General features: G+C 59.5%; 16 protein-coding genes. 9 read left to right on the top strand and 7 right to left on the bottom strand.

Features of this window, described 5'->3' with window-relative positions; all coding sequences use genetic code 11:
- Positions 1–119: 119 nt before the first annotated feature.
- The 5 genes from dnaB (at position 120) to VGC33_RS15130 (ending at position 4,924) form a co-directional block, all read left to right on the top strand.
- Positions 120–1,526: a replicative DNA helicase gene (gene dnaB / locus VGC33_RS15150; RefSeq protein ID WP_331121597.1), complete on the top strand. Its 1,407-nt coding sequence runs from the start codon at positions 120–122 to the stop codon at positions 1,524–1,526.
- 17 nt (positions 1,527–1,543) lie between these two features.
- A complete protein-coding gene (gene alr / locus VGC33_RS15145; protein WP_331121596.1) occupies positions 1,544–2,641 on the top strand; it encodes an alanine racemase in 1,098 nt (365 codons plus the stop codon).
- 109 nt (positions 2,642–2,750) lie between these two features.
- Complete coding sequence (locus VGC33_RS15140) at positions 2,751–3,941, top strand: amino acid aminotransferase (RefSeq protein ID WP_331121595.1); 1,191 nt, start codon at positions 2,751–2,753, stop codon at positions 3,939–3,941.
- Between the two features lie 210 nt (positions 3,942–4,151).
- On the top strand, positions 4,152–4,568 hold the full coding sequence (locus VGC33_RS15135) for a secondary thiamine-phosphate synthase enzyme YjbQ (RefSeq protein ID WP_331121594.1): 417 nt from the start codon (positions 4,152–4,154) through the stop codon (positions 4,566–4,568).
- Positions 4,569–4,570: 2 nt separating this feature from the next.
- Positions 4,571–4,924 carry an MmcQ/YjbR family DNA-binding protein gene (locus VGC33_RS15130; RefSeq protein WP_331121593.1) on the top strand — a complete coding sequence of 118 codons (354 nt, stop codon included), beginning with the start codon at positions 4,571–4,573 and terminating at the stop codon, positions 4,922–4,924.
- A gap of 21 nt (positions 4,925–4,945) precedes the next feature.
- On the opposite strand, the gene VGC33_RS15125 is transcribed toward VGC33_RS15130, so the two are convergent.
- The 5 genes from VGC33_RS15125 to VGC33_RS15105 all read right to left on the bottom strand — a co-directional run bounded on the left by VGC33_RS15125 (position 4,946) and on the right by VGC33_RS15105 (position 10,452).
- On the bottom strand, positions 4,946–6,088 hold the full coding sequence (locus VGC33_RS15125) for a M20 family metallopeptidase (protein ID WP_331121592.1): 1,143 nt from the start codon (positions 6,086–6,088) through the stop codon (positions 4,946–4,948).
- Between the two features lie 49 nt (positions 6,089–6,137).
- Positions 6,138–7,217, bottom strand: coding sequence for a phosphotriesterase family protein (locus VGC33_RS15120; RefSeq protein WP_331121591.1), 1,080 nt, complete (start codon positions 7,215–7,217; stop codon positions 6,138–6,140).
- Between the two features lie 5 nt (positions 7,218–7,222).
- Positions 7,223–8,218 (bottom strand): ABC transporter permease, encoded by a 996-nt coding sequence (locus tag VGC33_RS15115; protein ID WP_331121613.1) that lies wholly within the window; start codon positions 8,216–8,218, stop codon positions 7,223–7,225.
- A 22-nt stretch (positions 8,219–8,240) separates the two neighbouring features.
- Positions 8,241–8,987: an ATP-binding cassette domain-containing protein gene (locus VGC33_RS15110; protein ID WP_331121612.1), complete on the bottom strand. Its 747-nt coding sequence runs from the start codon at positions 8,985–8,987 to the stop codon at positions 8,241–8,243.
- A 436-nt stretch (positions 8,988–9,423) separates the two neighbouring features.
- Positions 9,424–10,452 carry a LacI family DNA-binding transcriptional regulator gene (locus VGC33_RS15105; RefSeq protein WP_331121611.1) on the bottom strand — a complete coding sequence of 343 codons (1,029 nt, stop codon included), beginning with the start codon at positions 10,450–10,452 and terminating at the stop codon, positions 9,424–9,426.
- A gap of 406 nt (positions 10,453–10,858) precedes the next feature.
- Between VGC33_RS15105 and VGC33_RS15100 the strand changes: the two genes are divergently transcribed.
- Positions 10,859–11,830: an ABC transporter substrate-binding protein gene (locus tag VGC33_RS15100; protein WP_331121590.1), complete on the top strand. Its 972-nt coding sequence runs from the start codon at positions 10,859–10,861 to the stop codon at positions 11,828–11,830.
- 91 nt (positions 11,831–11,921) lie between these two features.
- Here VGC33_RS15100 and VGC33_RS15095 read toward each other — a convergent pair whose 3' ends face one another.
- Positions 11,922–12,821, bottom strand: coding sequence for a ribokinase (locus VGC33_RS15095; RefSeq protein ID WP_331121589.1), 900 nt, complete (start codon positions 12,819–12,821; stop codon positions 11,922–11,924).
- A gap of 27 nt (positions 12,822–12,848) precedes the next feature.
- Between VGC33_RS15095 and VGC33_RS15090 the strand changes: the two genes are divergently transcribed.
- Both VGC33_RS15090 and VGC33_RS15085 read left to right on the top strand, forming a co-directional pair.
- The gene (locus VGC33_RS15090) at positions 12,849–13,691 is read left to right on the top strand and encodes a BtpA/SgcQ family protein (RefSeq protein ID WP_331121588.1); all 843 of its coding nucleotides are present in this window, start codon (positions 12,849–12,851) and stop codon (positions 13,689–13,691) included.
- 2 nt (positions 13,692–13,693) lie between these two features.
- On the top strand, positions 13,694–14,347 hold the full coding sequence (locus VGC33_RS15085; protein ID WP_331121587.1) for a TenA family protein: 654 nt from the start codon (positions 13,694–13,696) through the stop codon (positions 14,345–14,347).
- Positions 14,348–14,456: 109 nt separating this feature from the next.
- Here VGC33_RS15085 and uvrA read toward each other — a convergent pair whose 3' ends face one another.
- Positions 14,457–17,312: an excinuclease ABC subunit UvrA gene (uvrA, locus tag VGC33_RS15080; protein WP_331121586.1), complete on the bottom strand. Its 2,856-nt coding sequence runs from the start codon at positions 17,310–17,312 to the stop codon at positions 14,457–14,459.
- A 274-nt stretch (positions 17,313–17,586) separates the two neighbouring features.
- Between uvrA and VGC33_RS15075 the strand changes: the two genes are divergently transcribed.
- The gene (locus VGC33_RS15075; protein WP_331121585.1) at positions 17,587–18,159 is read left to right on the top strand and encodes a single-stranded DNA-binding protein; all 573 of its coding nucleotides are present in this window, start codon (positions 17,587–17,589) and stop codon (positions 18,157–18,159) included.
- Positions 18,160–18,220: the final 61 nt, after the last annotated feature.

Genomic DNA, 18,220 nt, shown 5'->3' with positions numbered 1-18,220 from the left:
CCTTGATTTAACCATAAGCGCTTAACGCAGGTTTGCAAAGCCGCATAGGATTTGCAGGCAATCAACGCTACAATGCTTCTTTACCCAACGTCGCATCCATCAGGCCAAACCATTATTCCATGTCAGAGAAAAAGCCAGCCGCGAAAACACAATTTCCCCGAGACCGCCAGGTCGAGGGTCTGAAACTTCCTCCCCATTCGCTGGAAGCGGAACAGTCGGTGCTGGGCGGATTGATGCTGGATAATGAGCGTTGGGATAATGTCGCGGAGCGCGTCACCGGCAAGGATTTTTTTAACCGGCCCCACCGGCTGATTTTTGGCGAAATGCAGCGCTTGCTGGAGTTGAACAAGCCTATCGATCTGATCACGCTTTCCGAGTCGCTTGAACAGAAGGGCGATTTGGATTCGGTGGGCGGGTTCGCCTACCTGGCGGAATTATCAAAAAACACCCCCAGCGCGGCCAATATTTCCGCCTATGCCGATATCGTGCGGGAACGGGCGGTGGTGCGGGAAATGATCGCCGTGGCCCACGAAATCGCCGACGCCGGTTACGACCCCCAGGGGCGCAGCAGCGAGGATCTCCTCGATCTGGCGGAGTCCAGGGTATTCCAGATTGCCGAAAACCGCGCCAGCAAGGATGAAGGTCCCAAGAGCATCGACCGTATCCTGGAAGACACCGTGGCGCGCATCGAGCAGTTGTACCAAAAACCCCATGACGGCGTTACCGGCGTCTCAAGCGGTTATTCCGATCTGGACAAAAAAACCGCCGGCCTGCAGAAATCCGATTTGATTATCATCGCCGCGCGCCCGTCGATGGGGAAAACCACCTTCGCCATGAACCTGTGCGAAAACGCCGCCATGACCGAGGATAAACCGGTGCTGATCTTCAGCCTGGAAATGCCCGGCGAACAAATCATGATGCGTATGCTGGCGTCCTTGTCCCGCGTCGATCAGACGCGTATCCGTACCGGCCAGTTGGATGACGAGGATTGGGCGCGGATTTCCAGCACCATGGGTATCCTGTTGGAAAAACGCAATATGTATATCGATGACTCGTCGGGGCTGACGCCGACCGATGTGCGTTCGCGCGCGCGACGGGTGTTTCGCGAGCACGACGGCCTGAGCCTTATCATGATCGACTACCTGCAGCTGATGCGCGTGCCGCAGCTGTCGGAAAACCGGACCCTGGAAATCGCCGAAATTTCCCGTTCGCTGAAAGCGTTGGCAAAAGAATTGCAGGTACCGGTAGTGGCGCTGTCCCAGCTCAATCGCGGACTGGAGCAGCGTGCCGATAAACGCCCGATCAACTCCGATCTGCGTGAATCAGGATCCATCGAGCAGGATGCCGATCTGATCATGTTCATCTATCGTGACGAGGTTTATCACGAAAACAGCGATATGAAAGGTATCGCCGAAATTATTCTCGGTAAGCAACGTAACGGTCCGATCGGGACGGTGCGCCTAACCTTTAACGGGCAGTGGTCGCGGTTCGATAGTTATGCCGGGCCGCAATATGATGATGATTAATAACCAGGACATGGATAATGAAAACGGCTATTGCCGTTATTGACCGTGATGCGTTGCGTCATAACCTGCGGCAGGTTCGCCGGTTGGCGCCGCATAGCCGCGTGGTGGCGGTGGTAAAAGCGCAGGCATACGGTCATGGGCTGCTGGAAACCGCGTTCGCCGTGCAGGATGAGGCCGATTATTTTGGCGTTGCGCGCCTTGACGAGGCCATCCTGCTGCGCAAAGGCGGCATCACCAAGCCGATTTTGCTGTTGGAGGGTTTTTTCAGCGCCGACGAGCTGCCGCTGCTGGCCGAATACCGCCTCGCCACCGCGGTGCACAGCCCCGAGGAACTACAGGCGCTGGAACAGGCTACGCTTGCGCATCCGCTTGAGGTGTGGCTGAAGCTGGATACCGGTATGCACCGCCTGGGCGTGCAGCCCTCCCAGGCAGACGCGTTCTACACGCGGCTGGCGGCCTGCGCGAATGTCGCCGGGCCGGTAAATATCATGAGCCACTTCGCCCGCGCCGACGAGCCGGAACTGGATACCACCCGTCGGCAACTGGCCGTTTTCGACGCCTTCGCGCGGGATAAACCGGGTAAACAATCCATTGCCGCGTCCGGCGGCATCCTGCTGTGGCCGCAATCCCACCGCGATATGGTCAGGCCGGGCATCCTGCTGTACGGCGTCTCGCCGCTTGGCGACGGCACGGCGGCGAACGACGGCTTTCGTCCGGCGATGACCCTGACCTCCGCGCTTATCGCGGTGCGCAGCCATAGCGCCGGCGAAGCCTGCGGTTATGGCGGCGCCTGGGTCAGCCCGCGCGATACCCGCCTGGGCGTGGTGGCGTTCGGCTACGGCGATGGTTACCCCCGTTCCGCGCCGAACGGAACACCGGTGCTGGTCAACGGCCGCGAAGTGCCGCTGGCGGGCAGGGTATCGATGGATATGCTGACCGTGGATCTGGGGCCTGAGGGGCGGGAGCGCGTCGGCGACGGCGTCGAGCTGTGGGGGCCATTGCTTCCGGTGGAGCGCATCGCCGCCGCCAGCGGCATCAGCGCCTATGAGCTCATCACCAAAGTGACCTCGCGGGTGACGCGCGAGTACGTGGACGGCGATAGCGCGGGCGGTTAATCGCCCGCGGCGGTGAAATTCATATCATAGCTATAACATAATAATCTTTTTTTGGTAATGTAGTGCCGGGGCTTCATATTTAAGCCCGACAACCCAGGAGAGCTGCACCGTGTTCCAGAATGTTGATGCTTACGCGGGGGATCCGATCCTGTCGCTGATGGAAACCTATAAACAGGATGTGCGACCGGACAAGGTCAACCTGAGCATCGGGCTGTATTACAATGAGCAGGCGATTATCCCGCAGCTGAAGTCGGTGGCGCAGGCCGAATCCCTGCTCGAGGTCAGCCCGACGCAGGCGGCGTCGTATTTGCCGATGGCGGGACTGTCCTCGTACCGCTCCGCCAGCCAGTCCGTATTGTTCGGGGAACATCATCCGATGCTGGCGGCCGCGCGCATCGCCACCATCCAGACGGTGGGCGGCTCGGGCGGATTAAGGATCGGCGCGGATTTCCTCAGGGACTACTTCCCGCGGTCCGAGGTATGGGTCAGCGACCCAACCTGGGAAAACCATGTGGCCATTTTTTCCGGCGCCGGTTTTAACGTCAATCGCTATCCCTATTTCGATGGCGAGACCTTGACGGTCAATTTCAGCGCCATGCTGGAAAGCCTGAGCCAGCTGCCGGCCGAAAGCATCGTGCTGCTGCATCCCTGCTGCCACAATCCCACCGGTTCCGATCTGACGCTTGAGCAATGGGATCGGGTGATTGGCGTGGTCGCGCAGCGCAAGCTTATCCCCTTCCTCGATATTGCCTACCAGGGTTTTGGCGCCGGACTGGACGAGGACGCCTATGCGGTGCGCGAAATGGCGCGGCTGGGACTGCCTTGCCTGGTAAGCCAGTCGTTCTCGAAAATATTTTCGCTTTACGCAGAACGGGTGGGGACGTTATCCGTGGTGTGCGCCAGCGCGGAGGAAGCCTCCCGCGTACTGGGGCAGTTGACCTCCACCGTGCGCCGTAACTACTCCAGCCCGCCTAATTATGGCGCGCAGGTGGTCTCGATGGTGCTAAACGATCCGGCGCTGAACGCGCAGTGGCGTCAGGAAGTGTCCGCCATGCGCCTGCGTATTTTGCAGATGCGCCAGGATCTGGTGGCGGCGCTGAAAATCTCGTTGCCCGCGCGTAACTTTGATTATTTGCTGCAACAGCGCGGTATGTTCAGCTATACCGGCCTGAGCCCGCAGCAGGTGGACCGGCTGCGCGACGAGTTTGGCGTTTACCTGATCGGCAGCGGCCGGATGTGCCTGGCCGGCCTGAATACCGATAATGTTTCGCGCGTGGCGCGGGCCATCGCCGCGCTGTGATCTGCCCGAAAACGGCGGCGGCCAGCCGCCGTTTCCATTAGCGAAGCGTCAAGACGCAAACCTTTCCCTCCCCGGCATTGCGGCTGTGTTTACCCGCCGCACCGGCGCAAGACGCCAGGGTCTCGCGGGGCGATAAGTATGGCTCCCGAGCGGTTTTTTCCTCCTTTGCCCCAGGAACTATACTTAAGCTTAACCAAAGGAGTCCAAACTATGTGGCATCGACAAACCCTGGTGTTAAAGCCCCGCGCGCGGGGATTTCATCTGGTGACGGATGAGATAACCGGTCAACTCGCCGCGCTGGCCGATATCAATACCGGTCTGCTGCATTTACTGCTGCAGCATACCTCAGCATCGCTGACGCTGAATGAAAACTGCGATCCCAGCGTCAGGGCCGATATGGAAAACCATTTTTTACGCCATGTGCCGCAGGACGCCCCTTATGAGCATGATTACGAGGGGTTGGATGATATGCCGGCGCACATTAAATCATCTTTACTGGGTGTGTCACTGTTGCTTCCCATCGGCCGGGGTAAAGTGCTATTGGGGACCTGGCAGGGCATCTGGCTGGGTGAACATCGCAACCGGGGAGGCGAGCGCCGTATCATCGCTACCCTGCAAGGGGAATAAGCATGGATCAATCGACATTCCTGTCCTATTGCATGGATAAGCCGGGCGCTGAGCAAAGCCTGCGGCAAGAATGGCAGGCCAATCAGGTAAAAGTGGGCGAGGTGATGTTTGCCATGACCCATGAAATGGACGGCAAGCCGGTGATTTCACTGAAAAGCAGCCCGGAAATGGCGGCATCGCTGCGCGCCGAATACCGGTCCATCGTGCCGTGCGGCCTGTTGAATAAAAACCATTGGAATACGCTGTTCCTGGATGGGGATATCCCCGACTCGCAGATTTATTATCTGGCGGACGCCTCCTGGCAACTGGCGGTTGAAACCCTGCCGGATACGCTGCGCCAGGAACTGAATATCTGACGGGGATCCCCGGCCGCGCCGTCATGCCGCGCCGTGCGTTCCCCAGTCGCGGATCAACGCGCCATACAGCGTCACCGCCTGCCGGAGTTTCTCCACCTCGCAATATTCGTCGGTCTGATGCGCCATTGCCGGTTCGCCGGGGCCTAGAATAATGCACGGCGGCGCGCCAAGCGACCCGAGCAGCAGCGAGGCGTCGGTAAAATAAGGCACCACGCGCGGTTGCAGCGGCGCGTCATGCAGCGGCGCGCAGTGCCCGAATACCCGACGGATCCACTCGTGGTCCGGCTCGCTCAGGACCGCCGGCAAATCCACCAGCGTCGTTACCCTCACGGCGCCGCCCATCATAACGGCCAGGCGCTGGCGGATATCGTCATGGCGCAGATTGGGGGCGGTGCGGATATCCACATCGAATCGGGTACGGTCCGGCACGGAATTGATATTCAGTCCGCCGCTGATGGTGCCGACATTCAGGGTCGGGCGTTTCATCAACGGATGCGGCGCGCCCGGGTCGAAATGACGGATTTTGCCTATCGCTTCGGCGGCCAGATAAATGGCGTTGATGCCCAATTCCGGCATGGCGCCGTGCGCCGTTTTGCCGCGGGTTTCACAACGCAGCCACAAGGCGCCCTTATGGCCGATGACCGGATAATTGGCGGTCGGTTCGCCGACAATCAGCGCGCCTGGCGCCGGCAGCACGTCCGGCGGCAGGTCGATCATCGACCGGGCGCCGTCGCAACCGGTTTCCTCGCCGCCGGTCAACGCCAATACCACGCCCGGACCGGACTGAACGGCCTCGCGCTGTTGGCGGCAGGCGACGATAAACGCCGCGATGGCCGCTTTCATATCGCTGGCGCCGCGGCCGTACAGCCTGCCGTCGCTGATTTCGCCCGCGAAGGCATCGAAGCGCCAGTCGGCGTTACCCAGCGGCACGGTATCCACATGACCGGTAAACATCAGCGGTTTGGCGTCCGCCTTCCCGCCGGCCAGGCGCGCCACCAGATTAAAGCGCCTCTCGCCAAAGCGTTGCAGATGCGTGCTGAAACCCAGCTCTTGCAGATAGTCGGCCAGAAACGCCATGCATAAAGACTCGTCTCCGGGCGGATTGATGGTATTAAAACGCAACAGGGCGCGGGTCAGTGAAATAACGTCATCATTCGGGTTCATGGCTTGATCCGGTATCAGGCGTCACGGGAAGGTGATTCCCCCGCGACTTTCAGCGCGCAAAGACGCGCCTGGGGTTATCGATCATCAGGGTTTCCAGCTGTTCGCCGCTCACACCGTGGCGCCGAAGGCGCGGCACGAAATGCTTGAGGATATAACCGTAGCCATGGCCGCCATAGCGGGTCAGCATGGTTTTCAGGAATACATCCTGGGACAGCAGTACCTGCTGGATATACCCATCGTCGATAAGCTCGCGAATGGCGCGGGCGTTCTCTTCGTCCGACGGCGATTGCGCGGCTTCATCGGCATAATAATACCCCATGCCTATCATATCGTATTCCAGATATGCGCCGCGGCGCGCCAGGTCGCGCTGATAGTTTTTATCATTGAAACTGGGATTCATATGGCACAGCACCACATGGCGCAGGTCGGCGCCTTCATGTTCCAGAATATCCAGCACCCGGTGGCCGTGGCGTTCCCAGCCCGGCAGATGGATTTCCATCGGCACACCGGTGGCGGCGCTGGCGCGTCCGGCGGCGCGCAGTGATTTTTCCTCATCCGGGGTAAAGGCGGCGGACACCCCGATTTCGCCGATGAGTCCGGCGATGACCGGCGGTTTTTCGCCTGCGCCGCCGACATCGTAAATCAGCTGTTCCGTCAACTGTTCCACCGACCGGGTTTTGACGTAGGCCGGATGCGAGGGTTCCAGGTAAAAACCGGTGCCCATCACAATATTCAGGCCGGTGAGGCGTGAAATACGCTGGAGCGCCTGCGGATCGCGTCCGATGCCGATATTGGTGGGATCAATCACCGTTTCACCGCCGAGCGCGCGAAACTTCATCAGCTCCTCCACCGCCAGGTCCGGGTCGAACAGCTGGCAGTTGTCGCGGCTGGCCAGGGGATTGAGCGCCAGCTCGCCGAGATTTTCCATACGTACCGGCATTTCGGCCAGATGGCGTTCGCTGCAACAGCAGGGCGGCACCCATTTACCGGAGGCGTCCAGTAAAATATGCTCGTGCATCAGGGTCACGCCCATTTGCGCCACCGGCAGCGGACCGAGCACCGTCATGACATAGCCGCTGTCCACGCCCAGCGGCAGCGGATCGGCATGGCGGAAAATAGAGTGTGGCATCGCGGCTATCCTTTGGTCGGCACGGGGTTGAAAATGCGGGTATTCAGCCAGATGGCCAGCAGGATAATGGTGCCGGTGGCAATTTGGGTATAAAAGGGCGATATATGCGCCAGGATCAGCCCGTTTTGGATAACCGCGATAGACAGCGCGCCAAGCAGGGTGCCGATAATGGTGCCGAAGCCGCCGAACAGGCTGGTGCTGCCGAGCACCACCGCGGCGATCACCTGCAGCTCGAACCCCTCGCCCTGATTGGAGGAACCGCTGCCCAGGCGGGCGGTAATAATCATCCCCGCCAGCGCGGCGCTCATGCCGCTCAGCACATAGACCCGCAGGGTGGTCGAGCGGGTATTGACTCCGGCGCGCCTGACCCCTTCGGCATTGGCGCCGATGCCGGTGACATAACGGCCAAATCGGGTGTGATTAAGCAGAATATGTCCGCCAATCAACGCCAGCACGCCGAGAATGGCCGGCAGCGGCAGTCCGATGACCCAGGCCCGCCCCAACAATGTAAAGGGACTCTCGGCCGGGATCGGGATGGAGTAGCCCTGGGTTATCAGCAGCGCCACGCCGCGCACCACCGCAAGCGTCGCCAGGGTAACGATAAAGGCCGGAATGCCCTCATAGGCGATAAAATACCCGTTAAGCGCGCCAATCAGGCCGCCGAGCACCAGCCCGCCGATCAACACCACCGGCCAGGGCAATCCCCAGCTATTCAGGGCAATGGCGGACAGCGCGCCCACCAGCGCCAGGGTGGAACCGACCGACAGGTCAATGCCGCCGGTGGTGATCACAAGCGTCATGGCGGTGGCGACAATCAGCAGCGGCGCGCTCTGGCGAATAATATTAAGCCAGTTGGCGCCGCTGAGGAAGTTGTCGGTGATCAGGGCAAATACCACGCAGCAGAACAGGCAAAACAGCGCGATGCTCACCACGCCTGAGTGGTTGTGCAGGACGCGCCTGGGCCAAGAGTGCCGTATCATTCGGGTACTGGTCATATTTATCATACTCATGCGGGGATCCCCGTTAATGGGCGCGGGCGGAGTGCGCCTCGAACTTTTCGCCGACGATCAGGTTGACGACCTCGGACAGGCTGGTGTCAGCCACCCGGCGATCGGCGACATTGGCGCCCTCATACATCACCATGATGCGGTCGCACACCAGGAAGAGATCCTGTAAACGGTGGGTAATCAGGATGACGCTCACCCCCCGGGCGCTGACGCGTTTTATCAACGCCAGTACCGCCTCGACTTCGGCCACGGCCAGGGCGGCGGTCGGTTCATCCATGATAAGCACCTTGGGTTCGAACGCCGCGGCGCGGGCGATGGCGATGGCCTGCCGTTGCCCGCCGGACAGGTTGCGCACCTGCAGGCGGGTATCGGGAATGGAAATGCCCAGTCCCCGCAGCATGTCCCGCGCCTCGGCATGCATCCTTTTTTCATCCAGGAAAGGTATGCCCAACACCCTGGTCTGCGGCTCGCGCCCCATAAATAAATTGCCGGCCACGTCCACCGTGTCGCATAACGACAGGTCCTGATAGACCATTTCGATATGGCAGCGGCGGGCATCGGCCGGAGTGGCGAACCGCTGTTCGCTGCCGTCGATGCGAATGGCCCCGCTGGAGGGGACCACCGCGCCGGATAAAATCTTGGTCAGCGTTGATTTACCCGCGCCGTTATCACCAACCAGCCCCAACACCTCGCCCGGCGCCAGCTGGAGATTGACGCCGCGCAGTGAGAGTATCGAGCCGTAGGTTTTGGTGATATCCACCATTTCCACCCTGGGTGGCACCCTGTGTGAAACCGCCATAAATCAACCTCCAATCCGCTTAACCAACACGAAGGGGGCGTGGCGGCCCGCAGGGCCGCCACGCCGGCATGAGTCAAGTTTTTCGTTGTTTCCAGCCTGCAAATCCTTTGTAAACCGGTTTACCAAAACAACGAAAATCGACCTTTTGCCGTTCCTCTCGCAACACATCGTCGCTGATGGATATTTGTATCGCCGCATCCCATCAAGCAGTTTTCATGCCATCTGAGACCGGCGTAGGGAAAAGCGGCACCGCAGGAGATATGTAATGTTCTGTATTTGAAGGAAATAAAAAATGACCTGCCGTTCCCTTTCTGGCGCCGGCGCGGCAAACCCGTCGCGTGCGGGTTGACAGTTAGTGCCGCATCACTGTGCAGCCCTGTGCCATGATGGTGCAAAAACGTCACGCCGGGGCATAGGGTTTTACCGAGTCGCGGCCAATCCATGCCACCGGGATACGGGTGACCTGTTCAAACGCCTGGCCGCCGTTAAGCAGCTTCATCATAATCTCTATGGCGGTGCGGCCCAGCAGACGGGCGGGCTGGCGGATGGTGGACAGACGTGGGGTAATAAGATCGGCATAGCTGGCGTCATCAAACCCAACCAGCGACAGCGCGTCGGGGGCGCTTTCACCCCGCTGGCGCAGGCCGTCCAGCAAGCCCAGCACCAGGTAATCACTGGCGGCGAACACCGCGCTAGGCGCGTCCGGCAGCGCCAGCAGCCGGTGCAGGGCTGATTGGCCGAACTCACGGCTGTAATCGCCATACAGTACCCATTCCGGGGGACAGATCACACCGGCGCGGGCCATCGCCAGGCTGAATCCTTCATGGCGTTCCCGCACGCTCATCAAGGCGTCGGGTCCGCCGACGAAGGCGATTCGCCGGTGCCCGGCATCAAGCAGATGCTGGGTGGCCAGCATACCGCCCTGGACATTATCGACGAAGACCTTGGGTACGGCGCTGCCCGGAATATCCTCGTCAATCAGCACGATGCGCTGGTGGCCCAGCAACTCCTCGCGCAGCAGGCCGTTATCGGGCCGGTTGGTGGTGAACAGCAGGCCGTCCACCTGGCAGGTATCCAGCCAGCGGATAAACTGGCGCTCCTTGTCGGGATTATTGCGGGTGATGCACAGCACCAGGCTGTAGTGATGTTCCGAGGCCGCTTCCTCCGCCGCATCGGCCAGCTCGGCAAAAAAAGGATTGGTGATATCCGGCAGCACCAGGCCGATGGTTTCGCTGCCGCCTTTGCTCAGGCGGCGGGCCAGGCTATTGGCGCGGTAGTCCAGGCTGGTAATGGCCTCTTCGATGCGGGAAACGGTCGCCTGCGGCAGGACGATGCTGTTATTCAGGTAGCGCGAGACGGTAGCCTTGGACAGGCCCGCCAGTGCGGCGACATCAGAAAGTACCACCCTTTTCTTTTCCACCCGTCCCACCGCTGTCAGCGAATCCTGCGCTATTGTTAACACATTTTGGTCAGTGGTTTACAGTCTTTTTTAGCCGGTCGCGGCTCCCGGTTGACCATCGATAATGAAATTAGCGCTTGACAAAAAAACGGCGGCGATTAATTGTAATTAGCAGTTTACCCGCACCAAACAGTAACCGGGAATTATTCCCAAGCCTGTTGCATTCATCCGCGAAATAACCTACATGGACAGGTTATGGTATGGATGCCGACAGTGACGATACGGCAAAACCCGGCATCTAATACTTAAGCCTGGAAATGTTCTTTCGCGCTACCAGATATTTGTCCCGCCAAAAATAAATCACGATGCGTAACGCGGTTACCGCTTTACATTTCGCATCATGCCCTGAGCGTTTATTTCCGACGAGGACACCGTTATGTCATTTTATGCCAGCACCCGACTTATCCGTACGTTCGCCTGCTCGCTGAGCGCCGCCGCGCTTTTGGCCGGCGGGGTGTTTACCGCAGCAGCAATAGCCAAGGATGCGCCGGCCACCTATGCGCTGGTGCAAATTAATCAGCAGGCGTTGTTTTTTAACCTGATGAATAAAGGGGCGCAGGAAGCGGCGAAAGCAAGCGGCAAATCATTAGTCATTTTTAATGCCAACGATAACCCGGTGGCGCAAAATGACGCCATCGAAAATTATATCCAGCAAGGCGTTAAAGGCATTCTGGTGGACGCCATTGATGTCAACGGCATTATGCCGGCCATCAAGGAAGCGGCGGACGCCCATATACCGGTTATCGCCATTGACGCGGTGCTCCCGGACGGTCCGCATATTTCCCAGGTCGGCGTGGATAACGTTAAAGGTGGCCAGATCCTGGGCGGATATTTTACCGATTATGTACAAAAAAATATGGGCGGCAAAGTGAAGGTCGGCATCGTCGGCGCCCTGAATTCGGCTATCCAGAATGCCCGCCAGAAAGGCTTTGAGGATGAAATCAAAAAGAATCCGGCCATCAAGGTCGCCGATGTGGTGGACGGACGCAATATCCAGGATGACGCCCTGACCGCGGCGGAAAATCTGATAACCGGCAACCCGGATATGACCGCGATTTACGCCACCGGCGAACCGGCGTTGCTTGGCGCCATGGCGGCGGTGGTCAACCAGGGACGCCAGGGCGATATCAAGGTTTTCGGCTGGGATTTGACTGCCCAGGCGATTACCGGCATCGACCAGGGATACGTGGCGGCGGTTTTGCAACAGGATCCGCGCAAAATGGGCGCCGAAGCCCTGAAGGCGCTGAATTCGGCCACCGCCGGGAAAACGGTGGAGAAAACCATTCTGGTGCCGGCCACGGTGGTGACCAAAGCCAATGTCGATACCTATCGCCCGTTGTTTGAATAACGCCGATTGGCCTGAAGATCATCGTCATGGTTCATAAGGCTGTGATTCGCGGGTTAACCCGGCCCGGGCGGGGCCGGATGCGGATGTCCGGCTACGCCAGGATTGCGCTGAGCTCGGCGCGGGTGGGAAATGCGCTGTGCGTGCCGCTGCGCCCGATGGTGATAGCCGCCGCCAGGCCCGCGTGGCGCAGGGCGACGTCATCCACCGGCAGCGCGCGGCGCAGCGCGGAGGCCAGCATCACCGCCAGGAAGGTATCGCCGGCGCCGGTGGTGTCGACCACCCGGCAGGGTGCGGCCTCGGCCCGCTGTTGCTTGCCATCCCTGAACAATATCGCGCCGTCGGCGCCCAGGGTCATAACCAGCGCGCCGCCGCCCCCGGCCTGCAGGCGCCGCGCGGCGTCGTCGCGCCGGACCAGGCCGGCGCCGAGCAAGCGGGCTTCGACGCTGTTTACCACGGCCAGATCGATCAACGGCCAGAGCCGGGCAAATTCGGGTTTGACCGGGGAAGGGTTGAATACCGTGTATAACCGGCGGCTGCGCGAATATTCAAAAATAGCCTGGGTTTTTTCAATTGAGAAATTGCCCTGTTGCAAGACAATATCGCCCGGGCGGGCGTCGGCCAATGCGGCGATTATCTGCGCCAGAGATAACATTTCCGCGGCGGTGGTGGTGGTGATGTTGACATTATCCCCGTCGGCGCTGTTTAAAATAATCGAGGTATCGGTCGCGCAGTCCAATGGATTTTCTGGCAATAAGGTTAATGATTCCTGTGCTAATTTATTGCGGCACCAGTCGCCTTGATGATCATGGCCACGAGCGGCAATCAATGTGGTGTTTATGCCGCATCGCGCCAATATTATCGCCTGATTGGCGCCCTTACCGCCCAAATCCTGCGCTATTTTACGCCCGTGGATCGATGCGCCTTTTTCCGGCAGTTCATCGATAAGATAGGTTTGGTCAACGCCCATATTACCCACGACATAGACGTGCATAACTTATTCCTTACAAGGTGAAATACAATGGCATCTATATCAGCAGAAAAACCAAGTGCAATACAAGATATATTTTCAAGAAAAAAAGCCATTATTGGCGTAGTCCATTGCGAGGCATTTCCCGGTTCGCCGCAATATAAAGGCCAGTCGTTCGATAAAATAATTGATCGCGCCCTTTATGATGCTAAAAGTTATATCGAAGGCGGAGTGCATGGTTTAATTGTGGAAAACCATGGCGATATTCCTTTTTCCAAACCCGAGGATATCGGTCCGGAAACGGCGGCGTTAATGTCGGTGATTACCGATCGGATAAAAATGGAATTCGGCGTGCCGCTCGGTATCAATGTATTGGCCAATGCGGCGCTGCCGGCGCTGGCGACGGCGCTGGCGGGCGGCGCGGATTTTATCCGGGTCAACCAATGGGCGAACGCCTACATCGCCAATGAAGGTTTTATCGAAGGGGCGGCGGCCAAGGCGCTGCGTTATCGCAGTTTGCTGCGCGCCGAGCATATCCGGGTGTTTGCCGACAGTCATGTTAAACACGGCAGCCATGCCATCGTCGCCGATCGCAGCATCCAGGAATTGACCCGCGATGTGGACTTTTTCCAGGCCGACGCGGTGATCGCCACCGGACAGCGCACCGGCGACAGCGCCACCCTGGAGGAAATTGACGAAATACGTTCGGCCACGGCGTTGCCGTTGCTGGTCGGCTCGGGCGTCACTGCGGATAACGTCGGGCAGATTTTGCAGCGCACCCAAGGCGTGATCGTCGCCAGCACCCTGAAAGTGGGCGGCGTATGGTGGAACGAAGTGGAGCCGGCGCGGGTGAAGCACTTTATGGCCGCGGCGCGGTCCGCGCTGGAGGCGTGATCATGACCAGTTTCACCGAACAGCTGCTGGCCGAACATCAATCCGCCTGGCGGGCCATGCAGGAACATCGGTTTGTCATTGATATCGAACAGGATAAGCTGCCCGCCAGGGTATTTAACCAATATCTGGTGTTTGAAGGCGATTTTGTCGCCACGGCCATCGGCATTTTCGCCCTGGCGGTCAGTAAGGCGCCGGGTATCCGCCAGCAGCGCTGGCTGGTGGGGGTGCTTAACGCGCTGGTGGACGAGCAGATGGGCTATTTTGAGCAGGTGCTGGCAAGGCGCGGCATCGATGTTAACCACTATCAGCGCGATTTGCCGGCGGTCGGCCGTTTTCGCGACGGGATGCTGGCGGCGGCGCGAGAGGGCGGTTATGCCGATATCATTACCCTGATGTTCGGCGCCGAATGGATGTATTACACCTGGTGCCGTCGCGCCAGCGAGTCGGCGCAGGCGGACGCCGACCTGCGCCATTGGGTGGATATGCATGCCGCCGAGGCGTTTTTTGCCCAGGCGCGCTGGCTAAAAGAGGAGCTGGATGCCTGCGCCGCGGCTTTGCCGGAGACGGAGCGCCGGCGCCTTTCCGCCCTGTACGGGCAGGTGCTGGAGTGGGAAATTGATTTTCACCAGGCGGCTTATGCGCAACAGGGCGTCTAGAAATGAAACGCCGGGCGCCGGCCCGGCGTAAGTTTGCAGGCAACTTCAGTCTCACCCCCGCCGCGGGCTGGTAAACCGGCCTGCGTTGAGGGTCAGCCTGGATGCGCTATCAGCCGGCGGAGGTTACCGGATGATGTTTGCGTTCCAGGATCGGCTTGAGGAAACGCGCGGTATGGGAGGTTTTGCAGGCCGCCACGGTTTCCGGGGTCCCGGAAATCAGGATTTCGCCGCCGCCGTTGCCCCCTTCCGGACCCAGATCGACAATCCAGTCCGCGGTTTTAATCACGTCCAGGTTATGCTCGATGACCACAATGGTATTGCCCTGATCGCGTAGCTGGTGCAGCACCGCCAGCAGCTGTTCGATATCGGCGAAATGCAGGCCGGTGGTGGGTTCATCAAGAATATACAGCGTCTGGCCGGTGCCGCGTTTCGATAGCTCGCGCGCCAGCTTCACGCGCTGCGCCTCGCCGCCGGACAGGGTAGTCGCCGACTGGCCCAGCCGGATATAGGACAGGCCCACGTCGATCAGGGTTTGCAGCTTGCGCGCCAGCGCGGGCACCGCGTCAAAAAACTCGCGGGCATCCTCGATGGTCATATCCAGCACTTCATGGATATTTTTGCCCTTATATTTCACTTCCAGGGTTTCACGATTGTAACGCTGCCCTTTGCACTGATCGCAGGGTACGTAGATATCCGGCAGGAAGTGCATTTCCACTTTAATCACCCCGTCGCCCTGGCAGGCTTCGCAACGTCCGCCGCGCACGTTAAAACTAAAACGCCCCGGGGTATAGCCACGGGTACGGGACTCAGGCACGCCGGCAAACAATTCCCGCACCGGCGTAAACACGCCGGTGTAGGTGGCCGGATTGGAGCGCGGCGTACGCCCGATCGGGCTTTGGTCGATATCGATCACCTTATCGAAATGCTCAAGCCCCTGGATATCGCGATAAGGCGCCACTTCAGTCGTGGTGGCGCCGTTCAGCTGGCGCTGCGCCACCGGGAACAGGGTGTCGTTGATCAGCGTCGATTTGCCGGACCCCGACACCCCGGTGATGCAGGTAAACAGGCCTACCGGCAGGGTCAGGGTGACGTCCTTGAGGTTGTTGCCGCGGGCGCCGATAAGCTTCAGCACCTTGGTGGGGTCGGCCTGTATGCGGTGTTCGGGTATGGCGATTTCACGTTTACCGCTCAGGAACTGGCCGGTCAGCGAGGCCGGGTTGGCCATGATCTGCTCGGCGGTGCCTTCGGCGACGATTTCACCGCCGTGTACGCCCGCGCCGGGGCCGATATCGATAATATGGTCCGCCGACCGGATGGCGTCTTCGTCATGCTCGACCACGATGACCGTATTGCCCAGGTCGCGTAAATGGACGAGCGTTTCCAGCAGGCGCTCGTTATCACGCTGGTGCAGCCCGATGGACGGTTCGTCCAGCACATACATCACGCCCACCAGGCCGGCGCCGATCTGGCTGGCCAGACGGATGCGCTGCGCCTCGCCGCCGGACAGGGTTTCCGCCGAGCGGGATAGCGAGAGGTAGTTCAGACCGACGTTCACCAGGAATTTCAGCCGATCGCGGATCTCTTTCAGGATTTTATCCGCAATCTGCGCGCGCTGGCCGCTGAGTTTCATTTCATCAAAGAATCCCAGCGCATTGCCGATGCCCATATCTGAAATGGTCGGCAGCGTGGTGTTTTCCACAAACACATGGCGCGCCTCGCGCCTGAGGCGGGTACCGCCGCAGCTGGCGCAGGGACGATTGCTGATATATTTCGCCAGCTCCTCGCGCACCGCCGAGGATTCGGTCTCTTTATAACGGCGCTCCATGTTCGGCAGCACGCCTTCGAAAGGGTGACGCCGGATCGAACTGTCGCCACGATCGTTAAGGTACCTGAACTCAATGGTTTCCTTGCCGGAGCCGAACAGGATTTTTTGTTGCACCGTGGCGTCCAGGGCGTTGAACGGCGCCTCGACATCGAATTTATAATGTTCCGCCAGGGAGCGCAGCATCTGGAAATAGTAGAAATTGCGCCGATCCCAGCCGCGTATGGCGCCCCCCGCCAGCGAGATTTCCTCGTTCTGCAATACCCGTTCCGGATCGAAGTACTGCTGCACGCCCAGGCCGTCGCAGGTCGGACAGGCGCCGGCCGGATTGTTAAAGGAGAACAGCCTTGGCTCCAGCTCCGGCATGCTGTAGCCGCAGATCGGACAGGCGAAGTTGGCTGAGAACAGCAGCTCCGCGGCGTCATTGTCGTCCATCTCCGCCACCACCGCCGTGCCGCCGGACAGGCCGAGCGCGGTTTCGAACGACTCCGCCAGGCGCTGGGCCAGGTCCTCGCGTACCTTGAACCTGTCGACCACTACTTCAATGGTGTGCTTCTTTTGCAACTCCAGTTTGGGCGGATCGGAGAGATCGCACACTTCGCCGTCGATACGGGCGCGGATATAACCCTGGGTGGCCAGGCCTTCCAGGGTTTTGCTGTGTTCGCCTTTGCGGTCTTTGACAATCGGCGCCAGCAGCATCAGGCGCTTGCCTTCCGGCAGCGCCAGCACATTATCCACCATTTGGCTGACGGTCTGCGCCGCCAGCGGTACGTCGTGATCGGGACAGCGCGGTTCGCCGACCCGGGCAAAAAGCAGGCGCAGGTAGTCGTGGATTTCGGTAATGGTCCCGACCGTGGAGCGCGGGTTATGCGAGGTGGATTTCTGCTCGATGGATATGGCGGGAGACAGCCCCTCGATATGGTCAACATCCGGTTTTTCCATCAACGACAGAAACTGGCGGGCATACGCGGACAATGATTCGACGTACCGGCGCTGACCCTCGGCATACAGGGTATCGAACGCCAGCGAGGACTTGCCGGAGCCGGACAGGCCGGTAATCACGATGAGCTTGTCGCGGGGAATAATCAGACTAATGTTTTTCAGATTGTGGGTACGAGCACCCCGAACTTCGATCTTATCCATTCAACTTAATCCCGACACCGGATGAATATTTGCCGCCCGGTATGCATGCTAAGGCACGCCGGGCGCGAAACGGACAATTATGGCACAAAAAAAGCTGAACGAATATCCAGTATTGATTGTAACGTTAAACTCTGCATTCATCACGCTGCGATCCCCTCCGCAATGATTTTCACCCGTGTCCTTTGGCCATTTGCGTGGTAAACTTTACGCATTACACTTACGTAAACACGTTATGTAAACATATTCAGTAAAACATCTTATCAGGAGAGTCGACATGGCCAGCAGAGGCGTTAATAAAGTGATTCTAGTCGGAAATCTGGGCCAGGATCCGGAAGTCCGCTACATGCCGAACGGTGGAGCGGTGGCCAATATGACCCTGGCCACCTCCGAAAGCTGGCGCGACAAGCAGACCGGCGAGAGCAAGGAAAAAACGGAATGGCACCGCGTGGTGCTGTTCGGCAAGCTGGCGGAAGTGGCCGGCGAATATCTGAAAAAAGGCTCCCAGGTCTATATAGAAGGCGCGCTGCAAACGCGTAAATGGACCGATCAGGGCGGCCAGGAACGTTATACCACCGAAGTCGTGGTTAACGTCGGCGGCACCATGCAGATGCTGGGCGGCCGCCAGGGCGGCGGCGCGGCGGGTGCCGGTGCGGGCGGCGGCCAGCAGGGTGGCTGGGGTCAGCCTCAGCAGCCGCAGAGCGGCGGCAACGCGCAGTTCAGCGGCAACCCGGGCGCCGCGGCGCCGGCGGCGCCCGCAGCCGCCGGACGTCCGGCCGCGCAGAACACTAATGCGCCGGCCGCGGGTAATGAACCGCCGATGGATTTTGACGACGATATTCCATTTTAAAAAGCACCTTGGAAAATATTGTCAATAATTCCTCTATAAGCCTCCGATTTATCGGAGGCTT

The sequence above is a fragment of the Acerihabitans sp. genome (assembly GCF_036398755.1).
In the GTDB taxonomy this organism is placed as follows: Bacteria; Pseudomonadota; Gammaproteobacteria; order Enterobacterales; family Enterobacteriaceae; genus Acerihabitans.
This window is presented reverse-complemented; position numbering and strand designations above follow the sequence as displayed.